Raw genomic sequence first — 19,950 nt, forward strand, 5'->3', positions numbered from 1 at the left:
ACCGGCGGTGCGACGTCGGTTCTCCGCCACCCGCGACGCCTGCGAGCACGACGGCGCGCCACGGTGCGGCCCGGGACGAGCCGCCGCGTGTTCCGCGATCCCCTCTCCACCCTCACCCGCGATCGCCGGCCGGCGACGGCGGAGGTCAGCGTCCCGGCGCCTCGGTCGCCCGCCACAGCGCGGCGGCCGCCACCACGATCCCGGCGGCCAGCAGGAAGCCCGGCGGCCCGTCGCCGCCGATCGCGCCCGCGACCGCGCTGCCCGCGGCGCTGCCGACCAGGAACGACGAGGTCAGCCACGCGAACGTCTCGGTGAGCGCGCCGGGCCGCGCGCGCAGGCCCGTGAGCACGAAGATCGCCGCCAGCGTCGGCGCCAGGAACGCGCCCGGCAGCGCGAGCGCCGCGGCCATCGCGCCGGTCGAGGACGCGAGCAGCGTGGGGGCGAAGGCGATCCCGAAGGCCACCAGCAACCGCGTCAGGCGCCGTTCGGGCGGCAGCGTCCAGCGGCGCGCGGCGGCGCTCAGGCCGCCGATCATCGCGCCGACCGCCCACGCGGCCAGCAGCCAGCCGACGAGGTCGCGGTCGCCCAGCGTGCGCTCGGCGAAGGCGGTGGCGCTGACGTTGACCGCGCCGGTCGCCGCGCCGGCCAGCAGGCCGACCGCCAGCAGCACGGGGACCCGCGGCGCCCGGACGGCGGCGGCCCAGTGCGCCTCGCCGTCGGCGACCGCCGGCCGCCACGCGCGGGCCGCGGGCGCCAGCGCGAAGGCCAGGGTCCCGAGCAGGCCGACCGCCGACGCGAGGTGCAGCGCGGCCGCCGGGCCGGCGACCGCGACGGCCAAGGCCACCAACAACGGGCCGGTCACGAAGATCAGCTCCTGCGCGCCGGCGTCCAGCTCGTAGGCGGCGGCCAGCGCGTGCTCGTCGTCGCCGGCGAGGTCCGGCCACAGCGCGCGCAGCGCGGGCTCCAGCGGCGGCGTCAGCGCGCCCGCGGGAACCGCGACCACGCAGGTGACGGCGAGCGAGACCGGGGCGAGGAGGACGATCGCGCCCAGCGCGACCGAGCGCAGGACGGTCGCGGCGAGCAGCACGCGCGGCTGGCCGAGCCGGTCGATCGCGCGGCCCAGCAGCGGGCCGCCGACCGCCGCGCCGATCGCGAACGCGCCGGCCAGCGCGCCCGCGGTCGCGTAGGACCCGTGCTCGTGGCGCGCGAGCAGGAGCAGCGCCAGCGGGACCATCGCCTCCGGCAGCCGGCCGACCAGGGCGCTCAGCAGCATCCGCAGCGCGAACGGTCGCCCCACCAGCGCGCGCAGGTCGCTCATCGCCCGGGGACAATACGTACAACGCCGGTAGGGTCGGGGGCCATGGCCGAGAGCCCCGACGTGCGCGCCTCCGATGCCGATCGCGACCGCGTCGCCGAGGTGCTGCGCCACGCGGCGGGGGAGGGGCGGATCACGGTCGACGAGCTCGACGAGCGCGTCGACGCCGCCTTCGCCGCGCGCACGCACGGCGATCTGGCGCGGCTGACCGCCGACCTGCCGCAGACCGTGCACACGGCCGCGGCGCCCGCGCTCCCGGTCCGTCCCGGCGACGGCGGCCGCCGCTGGCTGATCTCGATCATGAGCGGCCGCGACCAGCGCGGCCACTGGCGCGTCGGCGAGCGGATGACGAGCCTGAACGTCATGGGCGGCAGCGACCTCGACCTCAACGACGTCGAGCTGAGCGCGTACGAGACGACCATCCACGTCATCTCGATCATGGGCGGCGCCACCGTGCGCGTGCCGGAGGGGCTCGACGTCCGCGTCAGCGAGTTCGCGTTCATGGGCGGCAACGACGTCCACCTCGGCGACCGTCCGCCAGCGCCCGGCGGGCCGGTCCTGCACCTGAAGGTCTTCTCGCTGATGGGCGGCAGCGACGTCAAGCGCGGGCGGCGGCTGACGCGCGCGGAGCGGCGCGAGCGCAAGCGCCTCCGCCGCGAGCAGCGCCGCTCGGAGCACGACGAGCGCTGAGCCGGGCCCCGGTCCGGACCGTCCGGCCGAACAACCTGGACACGGCGTCCCAATTCGTTCGAATTGGCACAAATGGCGTAGACGGAGCGCGGAGCCGGCGCTACGGTTCGTCCAGGTTGGTCAAACCCATGAGCGATCACGGACCCGCGCAAGTCGACCTCATCCGCCGCTACGCCCGCGCCATGCGGGAGATGCAGGCGGACGCGCTCCGCGCCCGCTCGCCCCGCGCCGGAACGTCCCGATCGGCCGAGGATCGCGCGACGCGCCAGGCCGCCAAGCGCTTCACGAAGCTGCACCGCGACCTGCCCGGATCGGGCGGCGCGGCGACGCCCGCGTCGTAGCCGCGCCGAGTCGCGGGCCGCGGCCTCGCCCGGACGCATCCCACCCGCCCGCTAATGTCGGTCGGGAATGGGCCGAATCCCCGAGAACATCGCCGAGCACATCGGCAACACCCCGATGGTGCGCCTCACGCGCCTGGAGCCCGAGGGCGTCGAGCTGTACGGCAAGCTCGAGGCGTCCAACCCGGGCGGCTCGGTCAAGGACCGCATCGGCATCGCGATGATCGCGGCCGCCGAGGCCGAGGGCCGGATCGAGCCGGGTGCGACGACGATCGTCGAGGCGACGTCGGGCAACACCGGCATCGCGCTCGCGTTCGTCTGCGCGGCCAAGGGCTACGAGCTGGCGATCTTCCTGCCGCAGGGCATGTCCCGCGAGCGCGAGGCGTTGTTGAAGCTCTACGGCGCGCGCGTCGAGATCGTCGAGTCGATGGGCGGGATGGACGAGGCCGTCAACGCCGCCCGCGACGCCGCCGCCGGCGGCGACGCGTTCCTGCCCGACCAGTTCTCCAACCCCGCCAACCCCGAGGCCCACCGGATCGGGACCGGCCCGGAGATCCTCGCCGCGCTCGAGGACCAGGTGGACATCTTCGTCGCGGGCGTCGGCACCGGCGGCACGATCACCGGCGTGGGCGAGGCCATCAAGTCGGTCAACCCCAAGGCCCAGGTGATCGCGGTCGAGCCCGCCTCCTCGGCGGTGCTGTCCGGCCGCGCCCCCGGCCCGCACCGCATCCAGGGCATCGGCGCCGGCTTCGTCCCGGCCGTCCTGGACCGCGACGTCATCGACGAGGTCATCCCGGTCGGCGACGAGGACGCGATCGAGACCGCCCACCTCTGCGCCGCCCGCGAGGGCATCCTGGCCGGCATCTCCTGCGGCGCCGCGCTGTGGGGCGCGATCGAGGTCGGCAAGCGCCCCGAGAACCGGGGCAAGCGCATCGTGACGATCCTGCCCGACTCGGGCGAGCGCTACATCAGCGCGCCGTTCTTCGCGCCGCAGTAGCCGAGGCCTACGCCTAGACGCCCGCGGGCGCCGTGGCCGGGCGCAGCGACTCGGCCTCGCCCAGCGCCCAGGCCTCCATCTCGGGCCACGCCCCGTAGCCGGCCTCGACGTTGAGGTGGCCCGCGCCGGGCAGGAGGTCGATCTCGCACTCCAGCGGCCCGCCCCAGTGCTGGGCCGCGCCGCGGCCCGGGCAGTAGGGGTCGTCGTCGGAGCAGACCAACCTGGTGTGCTTGCTCGCGGCGTCGATTGCGGCCTTGTCGGCGCCGGTCGGGTAGAAGCGCGCCAGCTCGGGGACCTTCGCGCCCGGGCAGGGCGGCGCGACCAGGGCCACGCGGTCCACGCGCAGCCGCTCCGACACGCTCGCGGCCTCGCGCAGCCACAGCACGCAGCCCAGCGAGTGGCAGATGACGACGCGCTCGCCCTCGCCGCGCGCCAGCGCCCGCAGCTCGCGGTGCAGCGCCGCGCCCCAGCGGTCCGGGCAGGGCACGTCGCACTCCGGCAGGTCCGGGTAATGCACGTGCGCGCCCGCCGCCTGGAGCCGCCCCGCCAGCCAGGTCTGCCAGTGATCCGGTCCGGACCCCTGCCAACCGTGCAAGATCAGGGTTCTAAGGGCGGGCATGGGGCTAGTACCGTACCGATCCGACCATGCTCGGCCTCGGCACGATCCGCCGCGTCACCCGCGAGCTGCGCACCGACATCGCGGCCGCGCACGAACGCGATCCGGCGGCGCGCGGCGTCTCCTCGACGGAGATCCTGTTCGCGTGGCCCGGCGTGCAGGCCGTGCTCGCGCACCGCGTCGCGCACGCGTTGCACGACCTCAGCGTGCCGGTCGCGCCGCGGGCCATCGCCTACGTGTCGCGGATGGTCACCGGCATCGAGATCCACCCGGCCGCCAACATCGGCGACGGGCTGTTCATCGACCACGGCATGGGCGTCGTGATCGGCGAGACCGCCGACGTCGGCGACAACGTCACCTTCTACCAGGGCGTCACGCTCGGCGGCACCGGCTTCGCGACCGGCAAGCGCCACCCGACGGTCGGCGACAACGTCACGGTCGGCTCCGGCGCCAAGCTGCTGGGCCCGATCGAGGTCGGCCACGGCGCCAAGGTCGGCGCCAACTCGGTGGTCATCACCGACGTGCCGCCGAACTCGACGGTCGTCGGCAACCCCGGCCACGTCGTCCGCGTCGACGGCAAGCGCCCCGAGGGCCCGGACGCCGACTGGATCCACCTGCCCGACCCGGTCGCCGACGCGATCCGCGAGCTGAGCGGCCGCATCAACGACCTCGAGGGCCGCGTCGCCGCGCTCAACGGCGAGGAGCCGCCCGCGCAGGTGCGGCGGCTGCGCCCGGTGCGCGGCCGCAACCCCGCGGGCGGCTGATAGGCCCGGCCCACGATCCGGGTCACTCCGAGCGTCTCCTCGACGTTCGCAGTGACCCGCATCGCCGGGCTCGCCGGCGGCTAGTAGTAGACCGTGCGCGTGCGGTGGCGCGGGCGGGCCTTGACCTCCGGCGCCTGGCCGCGCGTCCACAGCCACATGTCGAGCACGCGGGCCGGGACGCCGAGCCGCGCGCTCAGCCGCTCGCAGGCGTGGACCGCGCAGGCGCGGATCTCGCGCTCCTCGCGTCCCGCGGGCAGCAGTCGCTCGGCGTCGATCGTCGCCGCGAGCGCGTCGTCGTAGACCAGGATGCCGTCGCAGCGCAGCACGTGGGGGACCAGGTTGTCGGCGAAGATCGTCAGCGCGTCGAGGTCGCGGAAGCTCGCGACGCCGGCCAAGGCAAGGTCATTGCCCACGATCTGCGCGCGCTTGTAGAACCCGCGGTCGTCGTAGAAGGCCAGCGACGAGGCCAACATGATGGCCAAGCCCTCGGCCGACCCGCCCGCCTCGGCGACCACGTCGAGCGTCGCGCGCGTCCCGAGGAAGCGCCCCAGCTCGCGCAGCGCCTGCGCGTAGAGGCTCATCAGCTCGTGGTCGGCGGGCTGGCCGAGGACCTCCGCCAGCTCCTCGGTGCGCATCCCGCGCAGCGCCGCCGCGTCCCACGGGCCCGCGACGCGGAAGTGGTCGGCGAGGTTCCACGCGACCGTGAAGTACCCCGACACGGTGCGGCCGGACGCCGGATCCACGCGCTTGGTGAGCGTCGGGAACCAGCCGCTGCCGAAGTTGATGGTGTCGAGCGCCAGCGTGTAGAGCGCGACGTCCTCGGGCGCGCCCTCCAGGTAGTGGCGCGTCGCGTCCAGCCCGGGATCCTCGACGCGGCCTCCGGGCGGGGCGAACGACTCCAGGCGCTCGTGGTCGATCCGCACCGACCGGGCCTCGGCGGCGATCGCGGCGCACGAGGCGCGGATGTGGTCGGTCAGGCGGCCCACGGCGGACCGCCACGTTACCCAGACGCGTCAGCGCCGCGTCCGCCCGAAGTCCAGCGTCACGGTCAGCGCGCCGTGCCCGCCGCCCCGCGGCGCGCCCTTGGCGACGCCGACGCCGACGTCCCGGAACGCCGGGTCCAGCAGGATCGCCCGGTGCGGCGGCGAGTCCAGCAGCCCGCGCAGGATCGCCCGCGGCGCGCCCGCGCCCGCCTGGCCCCAGGCCAGCGCCTCGCCCAGCCACCACTCGCGCACGCCGCCCAGGTAGCCGGCGCGCTTGACGCGCGTCTCGACGGTCGCGCCGCCGGGCGAGACGTGGGCGAAGAAGTCGTGGGCGACCATGTCCCGCGCGTGGCGCCGGGCGGCCAGCGCCAGGCGCGCGTTGGACCGCACGGGCCGCAGCCCGTGCTTGCGCCGGACGCCGTCGATCAGGCATCGCAGCGTGCGCGCCGCGGCGGTCGACGATAGGTGCGCGGGCGTCGCGGCGGCGTGCGCGCAGCGCGTCGGGGTGGCGGCCGCCGCCGGGGATGAGGAGGCGGCGGCCGCCGCGCACAAGAGTAGGGCTTGCGCTGCCACACGTGGCGTCCAGATGTGTCCACGGCCGCGCGCACGCGCGACGGCCGCGCCGTCAGAAGTCCCCCGCACAGGCGGGGTTCTGCCGCACGTCGTCGCACATCGGGCCGGTGGGATGAGAACTGCGCGGCCTCGCCCCGCCCAACCTGTGCAGATCCTGCCGCGCGAGGGCCGCCGGGACCGTGCCTATCCTGGAGGGGTGCCGTCCGAAGCCCCCGCCGACCAGCGCGTCGCCGATCTCCTCGAAGGCCTCAACGGCCCGCAGCGCGAGGCCGTCATGGCCGCCGACGGGCCGCTGCTGATCCTCGCGGGCGCCGGCTCGGGCAAGACGCGCGTGCTGACGCACCGGATCGCCTACCTCGTCCACACCCAGCGCGCCCGCGCGGGGGAGATCCTGGCGATCACGTTCACCAACAAGGCCGCCGCCGAGATGCGCGAGCGCGTCGGGTTGTTGTTGGGGCACTCGACCCGCGCGATGTGGGTGATGACGTTCCACAGCGCCTGCGCGCGGATGCTGCGCCAGCAGGCCGAGAAGCTCGGCTACACGCGCCAGTTCACGATCTACGACGCGTCCGACGCCCGCCGCCTGGTCAAGCGCTGCCTCGACCAGCTCGACGCCGACCCCAAGCGCTTCACGCCCAACGCGGTCGCCCACCAGATCTCCGACGCCAAGAACAAGCTGCGCTCCGCCGACGACTACGCCGAGATGGTGGGGTCGCACTACGAGCGCACGGTGAGCGACGCCTACAAGCTGTACGAGACCGAGCTGGTCCGGATGAACGCCATGGACTTCGACGACCTGCTGTTCCGCATGGTCAACGTCCTGGAGCTGTTCCCGGAGGTCCGCCGCCAGTACCAGGCGTCCTTCCGCCACGTGCTCGTCGACGAGTACCAGGACACCAACCACGCGCAGTACCGCCTGCTGCAGCTGATCGCCGGCGAGCACCGCAACCTCGCGGTGGTCGGCGACGACGCGCAGTCGGTCTACTCCTTCCGCGGCGCGGACATCCGCAACATCCTGGACTTCCAGGATGACTTCCCGGACGCGCACGTGATCAAGTTGGAGCAGAACTACCGCTCCACGCAGACGATCCTCGACGCCTCCAACGCGGTCATCCGCCACAACCGCGACCAGATGGAGAAGACGCTCTGGACCGACCAGGGCGCCGGCGACCCGGTCGTCGTCCGCGAGCTGGAGGACGAGCACGCCGAGGGCCGCTACGTGCTCGGCGAGGTCCAGCGGCTGCGCGACGAGGGCGTCTCGCTGGCCGAGATCGCCGTCCTGTACCGGACCAACGCGCAGTCGCGCGTGCTCCAGGACCAGCTGACGCGCGCCGAGGTCCCGTTCCAGATCATCGGCGGCACGAAGTTCTACGAGCGCTCCGAGATCAAGGACGCGCTGGCCTACCTGACGCTGCTGGCCAACCCGATGGACGCGATCTCGTTCACGCGGATCGCCAACTCGCCCAAGCGCGGGATCGGGCAGACGTCGCTGTCGCGCGTGCTCGCCCACGCCGAGACGATGGGGATCTCGACCTGGGACGCCGCGCTGGACCCCGAGGGCGTGCCGGGCCTGGGCACGGCGGCGATCCGCTCGATCGGCCGCTTCATGGACGTCATGAAGGGCCTGCGCGAGCGCGTCGAGCAGCGGGTGCCGATGGGCGATCTGCTGGAGGCCGTCCTGCACGAGTCCGGCTACCTGGACGCGCTGGCCGCCGAGCGCACGATCGAGGCCCAGGGCCGGATCGAGAACCTCGAGCAGCTCGTCGAGGTCGCCCACGAGTTCGACGCCGCCAACCCGCAGGCCGAGGACCGGCTCGACGTCTTCCTGCAGCAGACCGCGCTGCGCTCCGACACGGACAACCTGGACCGCGAGGAGAGCGGCATGGTCACGTTGATGACCTTGCACAACGCCAAGGGCCTGGAGTACCCGATCGTGTTCATGATCGGGATGGAGGAGGGCGTCTTCCCGCACTCGCGGTCGCTGGACGAGGGGACGCTCGAGGAGGAGCGGCGGCTCTGCTACGTCGGCATGACGCGCGCGATGCGGGCGCTGACGCTGACGCACGCGCGGCAGCGCAACGTGTTCGGGTCGCGCGCGTACGGGCTGCCGAGCCGGTTCCTGAACGAGATCCCGGGGGACCTGGTGGACCGCGAGAGAGCCACCACCGCGGGGACGTGGGCCGCGGCGGCGGCCGGCGGCGCCGCGGCACGCCAAGGCATCCGCCCGCGCGGCATGGCGGGCTGGGACTCGATGCGCGCGGGCGGCGCCGGTGGCGGCGGGTCCTCCGCCTCCTCGCCCGGCTTCCGCGTCGGCGACGACGTCCTGCACGCCGCCTTCGGCGAGGGCGTGGTCACCAGCACCGAGCCCGGCGGCGTCGTCACCATCCGCTTCTCGCGCGACGGCTCCGAGCGCAAGCTCATGGCCGAGTACGCGCCGCTCGAGAAGCGATGACGGTGGCGTGGCCACCGTTGTGGCGTCGAGCGGTGCGGCCGCTGGAGAAGCGGTAGCTTCTCGTCACGTGAGCGCGGAGATCATCGACGGCAAGGCGATCGCGGCGAAGGTCCGGGAGGAGGTGGCCCGGGACGTCGAGGCGTTCACGGCGCGCACCGGCCGCAGGCCCGGGCTGGCGACGATCCTGGTCGGCGACGACCCGGCGTCCGCGGTCTACGTCGCCAACAAGCGGCGCACCGCCGGCGAGGTCGGCATCGAGTCCTTCCACCACGAGCTGCCCGCCACCGCGTCCCAGGACGAGGTCGAGGCGGTCATCGAGCAGCTCAACGCCGACGAGAGCGTCTCGGGCATCCTCTGCCAGCTCCCGGTCCCCGACCACCTGGACGGCGTCCATCTCACCGGCCTGATCGACGCGCGCAAGGACGTCGACGGCCTGACGCCGCTGAGCGCCGGCTACCTGGCGCTGGGCCGCGAGGGCCTGCGCCCGTGCACGCCGGAGGGCTGCATGCGGCTGCTGGCCGAAGCCGGCGTCGACCTGACCGGCAAGCACGCGGTCGTCATCGGCCGCTCCAACCTCTTCGGCAAGCCGATGGCCCAGCTGCTGCTGGCCGCCAACGCGACCGTGACGATCGCGCATTCGCGCACCGCCGACCTACCCGCGGTCTGCCGCGAGGCCGACGTGCTCGTGGCGGCGGTGGGCCGCGACCGCATGGTCAAGGCCGACTGGGTCAAGCCAGGGGCGGTCGTGATCGACGTCGGGATCAACCGCGGCGAGGACGGCCTGCACGGCGACGTCGACTTCGACACCGTGCGCGAGGTCGCGAGCGCGATCACCCCGGTGCCCGGCGGCGTCGGCCCGATGACCATCGCCATGTTGTTGCGCAACACGCTGACGGCCGCCGAGCTGGCCGAGCGCGGGGCGGGGGCGCCGGCGTGATGAGCCGCATGCGCGTGGGCGAGTGGGTGGCGGGCGCGGGCGCCGTCGCGTTGTTGGTGCTGATGTTCTTCGACTGGTTCTCGCTGTCGGCCGCGGACGGGCGGCACGTCGTCCTGCTCGCCGGGTCGCTCACCGGCTGGTCGTCGCTCGGCTGGCTCATGGACCTGCTGGTCGCGATCGCGATCTTCGGCGGCCTCGCGTTGTCCTACATGACGGTCAAGCGCGCGTCGCCGGCCTGGCCGGTCGGCGCCGCGGTGCTGACCTGGATCCTCGGCAGCCTGATCTTCCTCGTGCTGCTCGTCCGCGTGACGATCGCGCAGCCGGGCCCCGACGCGTTCGTCGACGTGACGCTCGCCGGCTACCTCGGCCTCGTCGCCGCCGCGCTCGTCCCGCTCGGCGCGTTCCTCTCGATCCGCGACGAGCGCACCGACTCCGCCGAGGCCCGCGCCTACACGCCGCCGCCGGCGCGCTCGGTCCCCGGGACGTGATGCCGGGCGCCGCCGCCGGCGCGCCGCGCGCGGCGATACGGCCGCGCCGCCTAGAATCGCCAGTCGCATGATCGACCGCGAGCAGGTACTGCACGTCGCCCGGCTGTCGAGGCTGGAGCTGTCCGACGACGAGGTCGGGAGGATGGCCACGGAGCTGTCGTCCGTCCTCGGCCACATCGAGAAGATCGGGGAGCTCGACCTGGACGGCGTCGCCCCGACCAGCCACGTCGTGGAGGTGGAGAACGCGCTGCGGCCCGACGTCGCCACGCCGTGCCTGCCGCGCGAGGTCGCGCTGGCGCAGGCGCCGGCCGTGCAGGACGACGGCTTCCTGGTCCCGAGCCCGCAGGCGGGGGGCGAGTCGTGAGCGACCTCACCGCGCTGACCGCCAAGCAGGCCGTCGACGCCGCCGCCACCGGCGACCTCGACCCGCGCGAGCTGTTTCAGGCCTACCGCGCCAAGGCCGCGGCCGACCCGCTCAACGCCTACACCTGGGTCGCCGACGAGACGCCGGAGTACGACAGCGCCCAGGGCGCGCTGCCGCTCGGCGGCGTCCCGCTGGCCGTCAAGGACCTGTTCTGCACCGAGGGCGTCCCGTCGCAGTCGGGCTCGCGCATCCTCGAGGGCTACCTGCCGCCCTACACCGCCTCGGTCGTCGCCCAGCTGCACGCCGCCGGCGCGCCGCTGCTGGCCAAGACCAACCAGGACGAGTTCGCGATGGGCTCGTCGAACGAGAACTCCGGCTTCGGCCCGGCGCTGAACCCGTGGGACACGACGCGCGTCCCGGGCGGCTCGTCGGGCGGCAGCGCGGCCGCGGTCGCCGCGGGCAGCGCGCCGTGGGCGCTGGGCACCGACACCGGCGGCTCGGTCCGCCAGCCCGCCGCGCTGACCGGCATCGTCGGCCTGAAGCCCACCTACGGCAGCGTCTCGCGCTACGGGATGATCGCCTTCGCCTCGTCGCTGGACCAGGCCGGCCCGCTGACGCGCGACGTCACCGACGCCGCGCTGCTGTACTCCTACATGACGGGCCGCGACCCGATGGACTCGACGTCGCTGCAGCACCCCGAGGCGATCGCGCTGCCGACCGGCGACCGTCTCGACGGGATCACGCTCGGCGTGCCCGAGGAGCTGACCGGCGAGGGCATCGAGCCCGGCGTCTACGCCCAGTTCGAGGCGTCGCTGAAGCTCGCCGAGAGCCTCGGCGCGAAGATCGAGCGCGTCGCGCTGCCGCACAACAGCTACGGCATCAGCGCCTACTACGTGATCGCGCCCGCCGAGGCCTCGTCGAACCTCGCGCGCTTCGACGGCGTCCGCTACGGCCAGCGCGTCGAGGCCGACGACCTGGTCTCGATGTACACCCGGACGCGCCACGACGGCTTCGGCGACGAGGTCAAGCGCCGGATCATGTTGGGGACCTACGCGCTGTCGTCGGGCTACTACGACGCCTACTACGGCAAGGCGCAGCGCGTCCGCACGAAGATCGCCGACGACTACCGGAACGCGTTCGCGTCGGTCGACCTGATCGTCACGCCGACGGCGCCGTCGGTCGCCTGGGAGCTGGGCGCCAAGAGCGACGACCCGTTGTCGATGTACCTGGAGGACCTGTTCACCGTGCCGATCTCGCTGGCGGGCCTGCCCGCGATCTCGATCCCGAACGGGCTCAGCGAGGGCCTGCCGACCGGCCTGCAGATCGCCGGGCCGGCGTTCAGCGAGAACCGCGTCCTGAGCGCCGCCTACGCGCTCGAGCAGGCGATCGGCTTCGACGCCACGCCGGGGAGGATCTGAGCCAGTGAGCGAGACCACGCAGTACGAGACCGTCATCGGCCTGGAGATCCACGTCCAGCTCAAGACGGTGACCAAGATGTTCTGCGGCTGCGGGCTGAGCTTCGGCGAGCCGCCGAACACGCGCACCTGCCCGGTGTGCCTCGGCCTGCCCGGCGCGCTGCCGGTCGCCAACGCCGAGGCCGTCCACTACGGGCTGATGATCGGGATGGCGCTGGGCTCCAAGCTCGCCGACCGCTCGATCTTCCACCGCAAGAACTACTACTACCCCGACCTGCCGAAGGGGTACCAGATCTCCCAGTTCGACGAGCCGCTGTGCCTCGGCGGGCAGCTCGGCGACGTGCGCATCCATCGCGTGCACCTGGAGGAGGACGCGGCCAAGTTGGTGCACGTGGGGGCTTCGGGTCGCCTGCACGCGTCCGACGCCTCGATCGTCGACTTCAACCGCGGCGGCACGCCGCTGGCCGAGATCGTCACCGAGCCGGACCTGCGCGACGCGACCGCTGCCGCCGAGTGGCTGCGGATGCTGCGCACGACGCTGCGCGCGCTGGGCGTCAGCGACGTCAACATGGAGGAGGGCTCGCTGCGCTGCGACGCCAACATCTCCATCCGACCGGTCGGCCAGGCCGAGTTCGGGACCAAGACCGAGCTGAAGAACATGAACTCGTTCCGGTTCATCGAGCGCGGCATCCGCGCCGAGGTCGCGCGCCAGACCGCGATCGTCCAGGGCGGCGGCCGGGTCGAGCAGGAGACGCTGCACTTCGACCCGCGGACCGAGCAGATCACGTCGCTGCGCTCCAAGGAGGAGGCGCACGACTACCGCTACTTCCCCGAGCCGGACCTGACGCCGGTGGGGATCACCACCGAGATGCTCGACCGCGCGCGCGCCGCGCTGCCCGAGCTGCCGCTGGCCCGCGCCGAGCGCCTGGAGCGCGAGCACGGGCTCAGCGAGGAGTCCGCGCACCTGCTGGCGTTCCGCAGCGAGCTGGGGGACTACTTCGAGGCCGCCTACGCCGGGAACGGTGGCGTCGAGCCGCAGCCGCTGGCCAACTGGATCGCCAACGAGCTGGTGGCGCGCATCGGCGCCGACGTCGACCCGAAGGACTCGAAGGTCGCGCCGGGCGCGCTGGCCAAGTTGGTGTCGATGGTCGGCGCCAAGGAGGTCACCGGAGCCGGCGCCCGCCAGGTGCTCGACAAGCTCGTGGCCGACGGCGGCGACCCGGCGGCGATCGTCGAGGCCGAAGGCCTCGGCGCGGTCGGCGGCGCGGACTCGCTCGGGCCGATCGTGGAGGCGGCGCTCGCCGCCAACCCGGACGTCGCCGAGAAGCTGCGCGGCGGCGACATGAAGCCGGTCGGCGTGATCGTCGGCTACGTGATGAAGGAGACCAAGGGCCGCGCGGACGGCAAGGAAGTCACGCGGCTGGTGCGCGAGCAGCTCGGGCTGTAGGGCCTTCGGCCACCAGCGCCAGCGCCTCCTCGGCCGGCATCGGTCGCGCGAAGACGAACCCCTGGCCGTGCGGGCAGCCCAGCGCCCGCATGGCCGCGAGCTGCTCGTCGTCCTCGATGCCCTCGGCGACGACGTCCAGCCCGAGGGCCTGCGCCATCTCCACGACCGCGCGCGCCAACGCCGCGGCCGGGGCCGACGACGCCGCGGGCCCCACCAGGGAGCGGTCGAGCTTCAGGACGTCTACCGGATAGCGCTGCAGCGCGCCCAGCGACGACCAGCCGGTCCCGAAGTCGTCGATCGCGATCGTGACCCCCAGGGCGCGCAAGGCGTTCAGGACCTCGACCGCGCCCGGGCCGTCGACCAGCAGCGTCTCGGTCACCTCCAGCGTCAGGGACCGCGCCCGCACCCCGGCGCTCCGCAGCGCCGCGCGCACCTCGTCGACCAGCGCCGGCCGCAGCTGGCGCGCGCTGAGGTTCACGCTCATCCGCAGCGGGCGCCCGGCCGTCGTCTGCAGCAGCGCGAGCTGTCGCGTCGCCTCGCCCAGCACCCAGCCGCCGATGCCGACGATCAGGCCGGTCTCCTCGGCGACGTCCACGAACTCCGACGGCGCGATCAACCCGCGCTCGGGGTGCTCCCAGCGCACCAGCGCCTCGAAGCCCGCCAGCTCGTCGCGGTGCAGGTCGACGACCGGCTGCAGGTGCAGCCGCAGCTCGTCGCGCTCCAGCGCGTGGCGCAGCTGCTCCTCGGTCGCCAAGCGCCGCACGACCGCCGCGCGCAGCCCGGCGTCGAAGACCTCGTAGCCCGCGCCGCCCGCCTCCTTGGCGCGGTACATCGCCAGGTCGGCGTCGCGCAGCAGCGACTCGGCGGACGCCTCGCGGCCCTCGGCGAAGACCAGGCCGGCCGAGGCGCCGATGTGCAGCTCGCGGTCGTCGACCACGTAGGGGGCGCTCACCGCCTCCAGGATCCGCGACGCCAGCGCCGCGACCTCGTGCGGCGCCGCGCTCGCGCCCGCGCACACCACCACGAACTCGTCGCCGCCCAGCCGCGCGGCGACGTCGCCGCGGCGGATCGCGGACCGCAGCCGGTCGGCGACCGCGCACAGCATCTCGTCGCCCGCGCCGTGGCCGAGCGTGTCGTTGACGACCTTGAAGCGGTCGAGGTCCAGCAGGACCAGCGCCAGCCCGCCCTCGCCGCGGTCGGCCGCCGCGATCGCCTGCTCGACGTGCGCGGCCAGGTAGGAGCGGTTGGCCAGGCCGGTCAGCGGGTCCTCGAGCGCCTGCGTGCGCAGCTCGTCCTCGACCCGCGCGCGGTCCAGCGCCGTGCCGATCACGTTGGCCGCCGCCTCCAGGAAGCGCGCGTGCTCGACGGCGAACGGCGGGCGCGCGGCGTCGCGGCGGGCCACGAGCGTCCCGTGCCCGAGCCCGACCGCCAGCGTGCGGTCGTCGCCGGCCGTCACGGCGTCCGCCACCAGCGCGACCTCGTCGGCCGGGGTCCGCTCGCTCAGCAGCGCGGTCATGCGCTCGACCAGCGCGTCGGCGTCGCGCAGCTCCAGCGCGACGCGGCTCAGCTCGGCCAGCGCCTCGTTGTGGCGCGCGGCACGGCGCGCCTCGGTGACGTCCTGGTGCTGGCTGAACAGCAGCGGCGAGCCGTCGTCGGCCTCGATCAGCGCGACGCTGATCATCAGGTCGATCACGGTCCCGTCGGCCTTGACCGCGCGCCGCACGTAGGGCGCCGGCGAGCCGCCGTCGCGGAAGGCGTCCCACACCGGCACCGCCCGGTCGCGGTCGTCGGGATGGGTGACCTCGCCGATGAAGCGCCCGACCAGGTCCTCCGGCGTGCGCCCGAGCATGTCGGCGAGCGTCTGGTTGACGCGGGTCCACGTCAGGTCGCGCGGCGAGACGAACGCCATGCCGATCGCGGCCTCGTCGAAGCCGCGCGCGAAGCGGCGCGCCTCGTGCAGGCGGGAGAGGTCGCGCACGGTGAGGCCGGCGCGCGTGGCGGCGATCGCCAGCGCGCCGATCGCCAGCCCGCCGGTGAGCAGGTCGTCGACGTCGCCGAAGACGAGGATGCCGATGACGCCGACGAGGCCGGCCGCCGGCAGCGCCAGGACCGAGATCGGGTCGGTGCGCATCGCGCGCGGGCGCGGGGCGGGCCGCCACGCGGCGATCGCGAAGCACAGCAGCGCGGGGGCGAAGAGCGCGTTGAACGGCGCGAGCTGGTCGAAGGCGTCGCGCGCGACGCTGATGTCGGTGGAGACCTCGGCGACGGCCGCCAGCGCCATCCCGGCCGCCAGCCACCGCCACGCGCCGCCGTGCCGCCATCCGGTCATCGCGTTGGCCCACACCAGCAGGCTCAGCAGCACCAGCTCCATGCACGGCGTCGCCAGCCCGGCGACCTCCTTGCCCGGGCTGAGCGCGTCGAGGTCGTGGGGGACCAGCGCGGAGCAGATCGCGGCGAGCGTCAGCCCGGCCAGCGCGCCGTCGAGGCAGAACGCCAGCGTGAACGGCCGCAGCCGCGCGCGCAGCATGTCCAGCAGCGCCACGTAGAACATGGCGTAGAAGGCGATCCAGCAGACGAACGAGAGGACCGGCGGATCGTCGGCCGCGCGGGGCGAGATCAGCGACGCCACCACGCCCAGCGCGTAGAGGACCATGCCGATGCCGAGGATCGTCCAGATGCGGCGGTCGCGCTCGACCACCCGCGCGCGGACCAGGACGATCGCGGCCGAGACGCCGTAGATCGTGATCGCGCCGTACCAGCGGAAGGCCATGCGGACGCCGTGATCCAGGCCGGGAAGGAACCGGCCGGTGAGATAGATGACCGTCAGCAGCGCGGCGATGGCCGGCACCACTGCGGAACGACGCGAGATGTTCGGCAACGACACCGGCGGGATCCCTCAGCTGAGGTATTCGGCTGTTGGCACTCCAACCCTGAGCGGCGGGTCTACGATTGGCGTGATCGACCACAGCGATCGGAGGGTGGAGATGTCGCGACTCGTGCGGATGGACCGGACCGGCCACACCACGTTGGCCGAGTGGACCGCGGGCGACCCCGAGGCGATCGAGGCGGCGGTGACCGCGTTCCGCGAGGAGCTGGACCGCGGCTACTTCGCGATGGTCTCGACGGGCCCCGGGCACGCCGAGCAGGTCAAGGAGCTGCCGCTGGACGCCGACCTGGTGATCCTGCGGCTGCCGATCAGCGGCGGCTGAGCCGTGGCGGCGGCGATCGAGGAGGCCGTCGCGCCGGTCGCGCCGCTGCCCGAGCGCGCGGCCGTCCACTGGCGCGCGCCGATGGACGCGCGGCGGCTGCGGCGCCGCGGTCGCCTGTGGACGCTCACCACCGCCGCGCACGTCGTGCCGTTCCTCGTCGCGGGCGTCGTGCTCTTCCTCGTCCAGCCGCTGGCGGTCGCCGTCAGCCTGGCGAGCTTCGCGCACGCGTGGGTCATCCCCATGCTCTACGCCGCGCGCGGGGCCAACGTGCTGCGGCCCAGGCCGCGCGCCGCGGCCACCGCCGCCGCGCCGGACCCCGACCCGGACCCTGACGCGCAGCGCATCGCGCTGGGCCTGCTCGGCGACCTCGTCGGCCACGACGCCCGCGACCGCTACGCGCGGACCGGCCTGCTGGTCGAGCCCGGCGCGCTGGGCACGTGGGTGCTGGGGCAGGCCGGCGCCGTGCTGCTGACCTCCCGCGGCCGGCGGGCGACGTGCTTCTGCGTGCGCGTCGACGACTCCCGGCTGCCGCCCGCCGACCGCACCGCCCACCTGCTGCTGGCGCTGCGCGCCGACGAGGTCGGCTTCGCCACCGTCGCCAACATGGCCTTCAGCGGCGCGCGTTGGCGGATCCGGCGCCGGCTGCCGCGCGCGATGCGTCCGGCGCTGGAGGCCGCCGCGGCGCTCGACCGCGTGTACCACCGGCCGGCCTGAAGTTCCGACCGCCGGGCGATGGGATCGGCGGCGCCCGGAGCGCATCATCCCGTCCATGACCACCCCCACCTCAACCCGGCTGTCGAGGCTCCTGCTCGTCGGCGAGCGTGGGCGGCTGGGGTCGGGCCAGGACGCGCCGGCCATCCGCCGCTACCGCCTCGCCCGCCTGCACGTCAACGGGACGGACACGGCGCCCACCCGGCCCGACCGTTACGAGCATCTCCGTCACGGCCACGACTGAGCCGCGACCGAGGGACCAACCGCGCACGGCGGCCGCGAGCCCTGAGGGGGCGCTCGCGGTCGCCGTCGCCCTCCCGTCCATTGAGCGGCGCTTGACGTTGCGGGCTAGCCTGTAGGCCATGAACGACGAAGCGGCAAAGCCCTCTTTGCTGAAGCGGCTCCTGGCCCTCGTGGTCCTGGTGGTCGCCGCCTGGATCCTCCTGAAGTTCGTCATCGGTCTGATCGCCGGCCTGGCCACGGTGATCGTGATCGTGTTGGCGATCATCGCCGTGATCTGGGCGATCAACACGCTCTAGCGGACACCCGGGCCCCAGCCACCGCCCTCCCCGACGCCACCATGGTCTATGTCGTCATCGCGCTCTCGTTCGGGCTCGCCGGCGGGATCGTCGGGCGGATCAAGGGCAGCTCGTTCTTCGTCTGGTTCCTGATCTCGGGGGCGTTCCCGTTCATCGGGCTGCTCGCCGCGGTCCTCTATCGGTACGAGACCGACGAGCCGCGCCGGCTGTGCCCGGCGTGCGGCCACATCTGCAAGATCCACGACGCGCTCTGCACCCGTTGCGGCTGCGAGCTGGACTTCCCCGAGGAGTCCGAGATCCTCCCGCCCGTGGCACCTGCCTAGGCAGGCGTTTCCGCGATAGACTCGGGCTTCTACCGAGCCGCTCGATCGCCGGGCGGCTCGTGCTCGTCTCAGAACCAACAACTTCGTCTTGAACGGAAGGAGGTCAAGCGCATGCGAGCGGTCGATGCCGTGATGGAGTGCCTTAAGGCAGAGGGTGTGGACGTCGTATTCGGGTATCCCGGGGGCGCGAACCTCCCGACGTACGACGCGTTCGTGGACGCCGGCATTCGCCACGTCCTCGTGCGCCACGAGGCGGGCGGCGGCCACGCGGCCACCGGCTACGCCAAGGCCACGGGCAAGGTCGGCGTCGCCCTGGGCACGTCCGGCCCGGGCGCGACGAACCTCGTCACGCCGATCATGGACGCGATGATGGACTCGGTCCCGGTGGTGTTCATCACCGGCCAGGTCGCCACGCACCTGCTCGGCACCGACGGGTTCCAGGAGGCCGACATCATGGGCATCACGATGCCCGCGGTGAAGCACTCGTGGATGATCCAGCACCCGCTGGAGATCCCGCGCGTGATCCACGAGGCCTTCCACGTCGCCCGCACGGGGCGGCCCGGCCCGGTGGTCATCGACATCCCGACGGACCTGTCGAAGGCCGACATCCCGTACGAGCCGGTCACCGACGTCCACCTGCCCGGCTACCAGCCCACGACCGAGGGCAACGTCAAGCAGATCCGCCAGGCCGCCAAGGCGCTGGCGAGCGCGCGGCGCCCGGTCATCTACGCGGGCGGCGGCGTCGTCCTGGCGGGCGCGTCGGAGGAGCTGCGCGAGTTCGCGACCTCCGATCGCTTCCCGATCACCACGACGCTCAACGGCCTCGGCGCGTTCCCCGGCGACCACGAGCAGTTCCTCGGGATGCTCGGGATGCACGGGCTGCGCGCGGCGAACTACGCGATGGACGAGGCGGACCTGATCTGCGCGGTCGGCGCCCGCTTCGACGATCGCATCACCGGCAAGCTGTCGGAGTTCGCGCCGCGGGCCAAGTTCATCCACATCGACATCGATCCGGCCGAGATCTCCAAGAACGTGCCGGCCCACATCCCGATCGTCGGCGACGCCAAGAACATCCTCGGCAAGCTCGTCAACGAGTACCGGGCGGTGGGCGCGGACCCGTCGCGGCTGGAGGAGTGGTGGCAGCGCATCCAGGGGTGGCAGGAGCGCCACCCGCTGCACTACGCCGACTCGCAGGACACCGAGATCAAGCCGCAGCGCGCGATCCAGGCGATCTACGAGGCGACCGGCGGCGAGGCCGTCGTGACCTCCGACGTCGGCCAGCACCAGATGTGGACGGCGCAGTACTACAAGTTCCCGGAGCCGCGCCGCTGGATCAACAGCGGTGGGTTGGGCACGATGGGCTTCGGCCTGCCCGCCGCGATGGGCGCGGCGGTCGGCTGCCCGGACCGCACGGTCGTCTGCGTCACCGGCGACGGGTCGATCCAGATGAACTCGCAGGAGCTCGCGACCTGCGTCCAGAACCGGATCCCGGTGAAGGTGCTGATCCTCAACAACGGCTACCTGGGCATGGTCCGCCAGTGGCAGGAGCTGTTCTGGGACAACCGCTACTCGCACGTCGACATGGGGCAGTCGCCGGACTTCGTCAAGCTGGCCGAGGCCTACGGGGCCACGGGCGTCCGGCTGACGAGCAAGGAGTCGCTGGTCGACGACCTGCGCGCGGCGATCGCGACCGACGGCCCGGTGGTCGTCGACATCCGCGTCACGCGCGAGGAGAACGTGTACCCGATGATCGCTCCCGGCTCCGCCGCGCGCGAGATGGTGGGCTGAG

The 19,950-nt window shown here is 73.6% G+C and carries 21 protein-coding genes; 16 read left to right on the plus strand and 5 right to left on the minus strand.

All coding sequences use genetic code 11. The features are described 5' to 3' along the window. Positions 1–145 precede the first annotated feature (145 nt). Positions 146–1,318 carry an MFS transporter gene (locus VFG42_RS04100; RefSeq protein WP_324905545.1) on the minus strand — a complete coding sequence of 391 codons (1,173 nt, stop codon included), beginning with the start codon at positions 1,316–1,318 and terminating at the stop codon, positions 146–148. Between the two features lie 42 nt (positions 1,319–1,360). Between VFG42_RS04100 and VFG42_RS04105 the strand changes: the two genes are divergently transcribed. From VFG42_RS04105 to cysK, 3 genes are all read left to right on the plus strand, one after another. Beyond that, positions 1,361–2,005 (plus strand): DUF1707 SHOCT-like domain-containing protein, encoded by a 645-nt coding sequence (locus VFG42_RS04105; RefSeq protein WP_324905547.1) that lies wholly within the window; start codon positions 1,361–1,363, stop codon positions 2,003–2,005. Positions 2,006–2,133: 128 nt separating this feature from the next. Further along, positions 2,134–2,346 (plus strand): hypothetical protein, encoded by a 213-nt coding sequence (locus VFG42_RS04110; protein WP_324905549.1) that lies wholly within the window; start codon positions 2,134–2,136, stop codon positions 2,344–2,346. Between the two features lie 67 nt (positions 2,347–2,413). Next, the gene (gene cysK / locus VFG42_RS04115) at positions 2,414–3,340 is read left to right on the plus strand and encodes a cysteine synthase A (RefSeq protein ID WP_324905551.1); all 927 of its coding nucleotides are present in this window, start codon (positions 2,414–2,416) and stop codon (positions 3,338–3,340) included. 13 nt (positions 3,341–3,353) lie between these two features. Here cysK and VFG42_RS04120 read toward each other — a convergent pair whose 3' ends face one another. Then, positions 3,354–3,959 carry an RBBP9/YdeN family alpha/beta hydrolase gene (locus tag VFG42_RS04120; RefSeq protein WP_324905553.1) on the minus strand — a complete coding sequence of 202 codons (606 nt, stop codon included), beginning with the start codon at positions 3,957–3,959 and terminating at the stop codon, positions 3,354–3,356. Positions 3,960–3,985: 26 nt separating this feature from the next. On the opposite strand from VFG42_RS04120, the gene epsC reads away from it, so the two are divergent. After that, entirely contained in the window at positions 3,986–4,720 is a 735-nt protein-coding gene (epsC, locus tag VFG42_RS04125; RefSeq protein ID WP_324905555.1) for a serine O-acetyltransferase EpsC, read from the plus strand. An 80-nt stretch (positions 4,721–4,800) separates the two neighbouring features. Here the strand turns inward: epsC and VFG42_RS04130 are convergent, their stop codons facing one another. Further along, positions 4,801–5,706: a queuosine salvage family protein gene (locus VFG42_RS04130; RefSeq protein ID WP_324905557.1), complete on the minus strand. Its 906-nt coding sequence runs from the start codon at positions 5,704–5,706 to the stop codon at positions 4,801–4,803. 27 nt (positions 5,707–5,733) lie between these two features. After that, complete coding sequence (locus VFG42_RS04135; RefSeq protein WP_324905559.1) at positions 5,734–6,255, minus strand: CAP domain-containing protein; 522 nt, start codon at positions 6,253–6,255, stop codon at positions 5,734–5,736. 217 nt (positions 6,256–6,472) lie between these two features. On the opposite strand from VFG42_RS04135, the gene VFG42_RS04140 reads away from it, so the two are divergent. The 6 genes from VFG42_RS04140 (at position 6,473) to gatB (ending at position 13,379) form a co-directional block, all read left to right on the plus strand. After that, on the plus strand, positions 6,473–8,728 hold the full coding sequence (locus tag VFG42_RS04140; protein WP_324905561.1) for an ATP-dependent helicase: 2,256 nt from the start codon (positions 6,473–6,475) through the stop codon (positions 8,726–8,728). 67 nt (positions 8,729–8,795) lie between these two features. Beyond that, positions 8,796–9,665: a bifunctional methylenetetrahydrofolate dehydrogenase/methenyltetrahydrofolate cyclohydrolase FolD gene (gene folD, locus VFG42_RS04145; RefSeq protein WP_324905563.1), complete on the plus strand. Its 870-nt coding sequence runs from the start codon at positions 8,796–8,798 to the stop codon at positions 9,663–9,665. Further along, positions 9,665–10,153 carry a hypothetical protein gene (locus tag VFG42_RS04150; RefSeq protein WP_324905565.1) on the plus strand — a complete coding sequence of 163 codons (489 nt, stop codon included), beginning with the start codon at positions 9,665–9,667 and terminating at the stop codon, positions 10,151–10,153. Before folD ends, VFG42_RS04150 begins: the two co-directional genes overlap by 1 nt. 67 nt (positions 10,154–10,220) lie before the next feature. Continuing rightward, positions 10,221–10,517: an Asp-tRNA(Asn)/Glu-tRNA(Gln) amidotransferase subunit GatC gene (gene gatC / locus VFG42_RS04155; protein WP_324905567.1), complete on the plus strand. Its 297-nt coding sequence runs from the start codon at positions 10,221–10,223 to the stop codon at positions 10,515–10,517. Continuing rightward, on the plus strand, positions 10,514–11,935 hold the full coding sequence (gene gatA / locus VFG42_RS04160) for an Asp-tRNA(Asn)/Glu-tRNA(Gln) amidotransferase subunit GatA (protein ID WP_324905569.1): 1,422 nt from the start codon (positions 10,514–10,516) through the stop codon (positions 11,933–11,935). The genes gatC and gatA overlap by 4 nt, the downstream gene beginning before the upstream one ends. 4 nt (positions 11,936–11,939) lie before the next feature. Then, entirely contained in the window at positions 11,940–13,379 is a 1,440-nt protein-coding gene (gene gatB, locus VFG42_RS04165; RefSeq protein ID WP_324905571.1) for an Asp-tRNA(Asn)/Glu-tRNA(Gln) amidotransferase subunit GatB, read from the plus strand. Here gatB and VFG42_RS04170 read toward each other — a convergent pair. Then, complete coding sequence (locus VFG42_RS04170; RefSeq protein WP_324905573.1) at positions 13,345–16,263, minus strand: putative bifunctional diguanylate cyclase/phosphodiesterase; 2,919 nt, start codon at positions 16,261–16,263, stop codon at positions 13,345–13,347. The two genes, gatB and VFG42_RS04170, sit on opposite strands and share 35 nt — an antisense overlap. Before the next feature lie 100 nt (positions 16,264–16,363). On the opposite strand from VFG42_RS04170, the gene VFG42_RS04175 reads away from it, so the two are divergent. The 6 genes from VFG42_RS04175 to ilvB all read left to right on the plus strand — a co-directional run bounded on the left by VFG42_RS04175 (position 16,364) and on the right by ilvB (position 19,949). Next, the gene (locus VFG42_RS04175; protein WP_324905575.1) at positions 16,364–16,588 is read left to right on the plus strand and encodes a hypothetical protein; all 225 of its coding nucleotides are present in this window, start codon (positions 16,364–16,366) and stop codon (positions 16,586–16,588) included. 3 nt (positions 16,589–16,591) lie between these two features. Beyond that, positions 16,592–17,302, plus strand: a complete 711-nt coding sequence (locus VFG42_RS04180) for a hypothetical protein (protein ID WP_324905577.1) — start codon at positions 16,592–16,594, stop codon at positions 17,300–17,302. A gap of 55 nt (positions 17,303–17,357) precedes the next feature. Next, a complete protein-coding gene (locus VFG42_RS04185; RefSeq protein WP_324905579.1) occupies positions 17,358–17,543 on the plus strand; it encodes a hypothetical protein in 186 nt (61 codons plus the stop codon). A gap of 118 nt (positions 17,544–17,661) precedes the next feature. Continuing rightward, positions 17,662–17,838: a hypothetical protein gene (locus VFG42_RS04190; protein ID WP_324905581.1), complete on the plus strand. Its 177-nt coding sequence runs from the start codon at positions 17,662–17,664 to the stop codon at positions 17,836–17,838. 41 nt (positions 17,839–17,879) lie between these two features. After that, entirely contained in the window at positions 17,880–18,161 is a 282-nt protein-coding gene (locus VFG42_RS04195; protein ID WP_324905583.1) for a hypothetical protein, read from the plus strand. A gap of 111 nt (positions 18,162–18,272) precedes the next feature. After that, positions 18,273–19,949: a biosynthetic-type acetolactate synthase large subunit gene (ilvB, locus tag VFG42_RS04200; RefSeq protein WP_324905585.1), complete on the plus strand. Its 1,677-nt coding sequence runs from the start codon at positions 18,273–18,275 to the stop codon at positions 19,947–19,949. Position 19,950 lies beyond the last annotated feature (1 nt).

The organism is Baekduia sp., from assembly GCF_035685985.1.
Lineage (GTDB): Bacteria > Actinomycetota > Thermoleophilia > Solirubrobacterales > Solirubrobacteraceae > Baekduia.

Bases quoted from the DNA above. Each gene is read 5' to 3' on its own strand.
- VFG42_RS04100 (WP_324905545.1), bottom strand. From the start codon at position 1,318: ATGAGCGACCTGCGCGCGCTGGTGGGGCGACCGTTCGCGCTGCGGATG.
- VFG42_RS04105 (WP_324905547.1), top strand. From the start codon at position 1,361: ATGGCCGAGAGCCCCGACGTGCGCGCCTCCGATGCCGATCGCGACCGC.
- VFG42_RS04110 (WP_324905549.1), top strand. From the start codon at position 2,134: ATGAGCGATCACGGACCCGCGCAAGTCGACCTCATCCGCCGCTACGCC.
- cysK (WP_324905551.1), top strand. From the start codon at position 2,414: ATGGGCCGAATCCCCGAGAACATCGCCGAGCACATCGGCAACACCCCG.
- VFG42_RS04120 (WP_324905553.1), bottom strand. From the start codon at position 3,959: ATGCCCGCCCTTAGAACCCTGATCTTGCACGGTTGGCAGGGGTCCGGA.
- epsC (WP_324905555.1), top strand. From the start codon at position 3,986: ATGCTCGGCCTCGGCACGATCCGCCGCGTCACCCGCGAGCTGCGCACC.
- VFG42_RS04150 (WP_324905565.1), top strand. From the start codon at position 9,665: ATGAGCCGCATGCGCGTGGGCGAGTGGGTGGCGGGCGCGGGCGCCGTC.
- gatC (WP_324905567.1), top strand. From the start codon at position 10,221: ATGATCGACCGCGAGCAGGTACTGCACGTCGCCCGGCTGTCGAGGCTG.
- VFG42_RS04175 (WP_324905575.1), top strand. From the start codon at position 16,364: ATGTCGCGACTCGTGCGGATGGACCGGACCGGCCACACCACGTTGGCC.
- VFG42_RS04185 (WP_324905579.1), top strand. From the start codon at position 17,358: ATGACCACCCCCACCTCAACCCGGCTGTCGAGGCTCCTGCTCGTCGGC.
- VFG42_RS04190 (WP_324905581.1), top strand. From the start codon at position 17,662: ATGAACGACGAAGCGGCAAAGCCCTCTTTGCTGAAGCGGCTCCTGGCC.
- VFG42_RS04195 (WP_324905583.1), top strand. From the start codon at position 17,880: ATGGTCTATGTCGTCATCGCGCTCTCGTTCGGGCTCGCCGGCGGGATC.
- ilvB (WP_324905585.1), top strand. From the start codon at position 18,273: ATGCGAGCGGTCGATGCCGTGATGGAGTGCCTTAAGGCAGAGGGTGTG.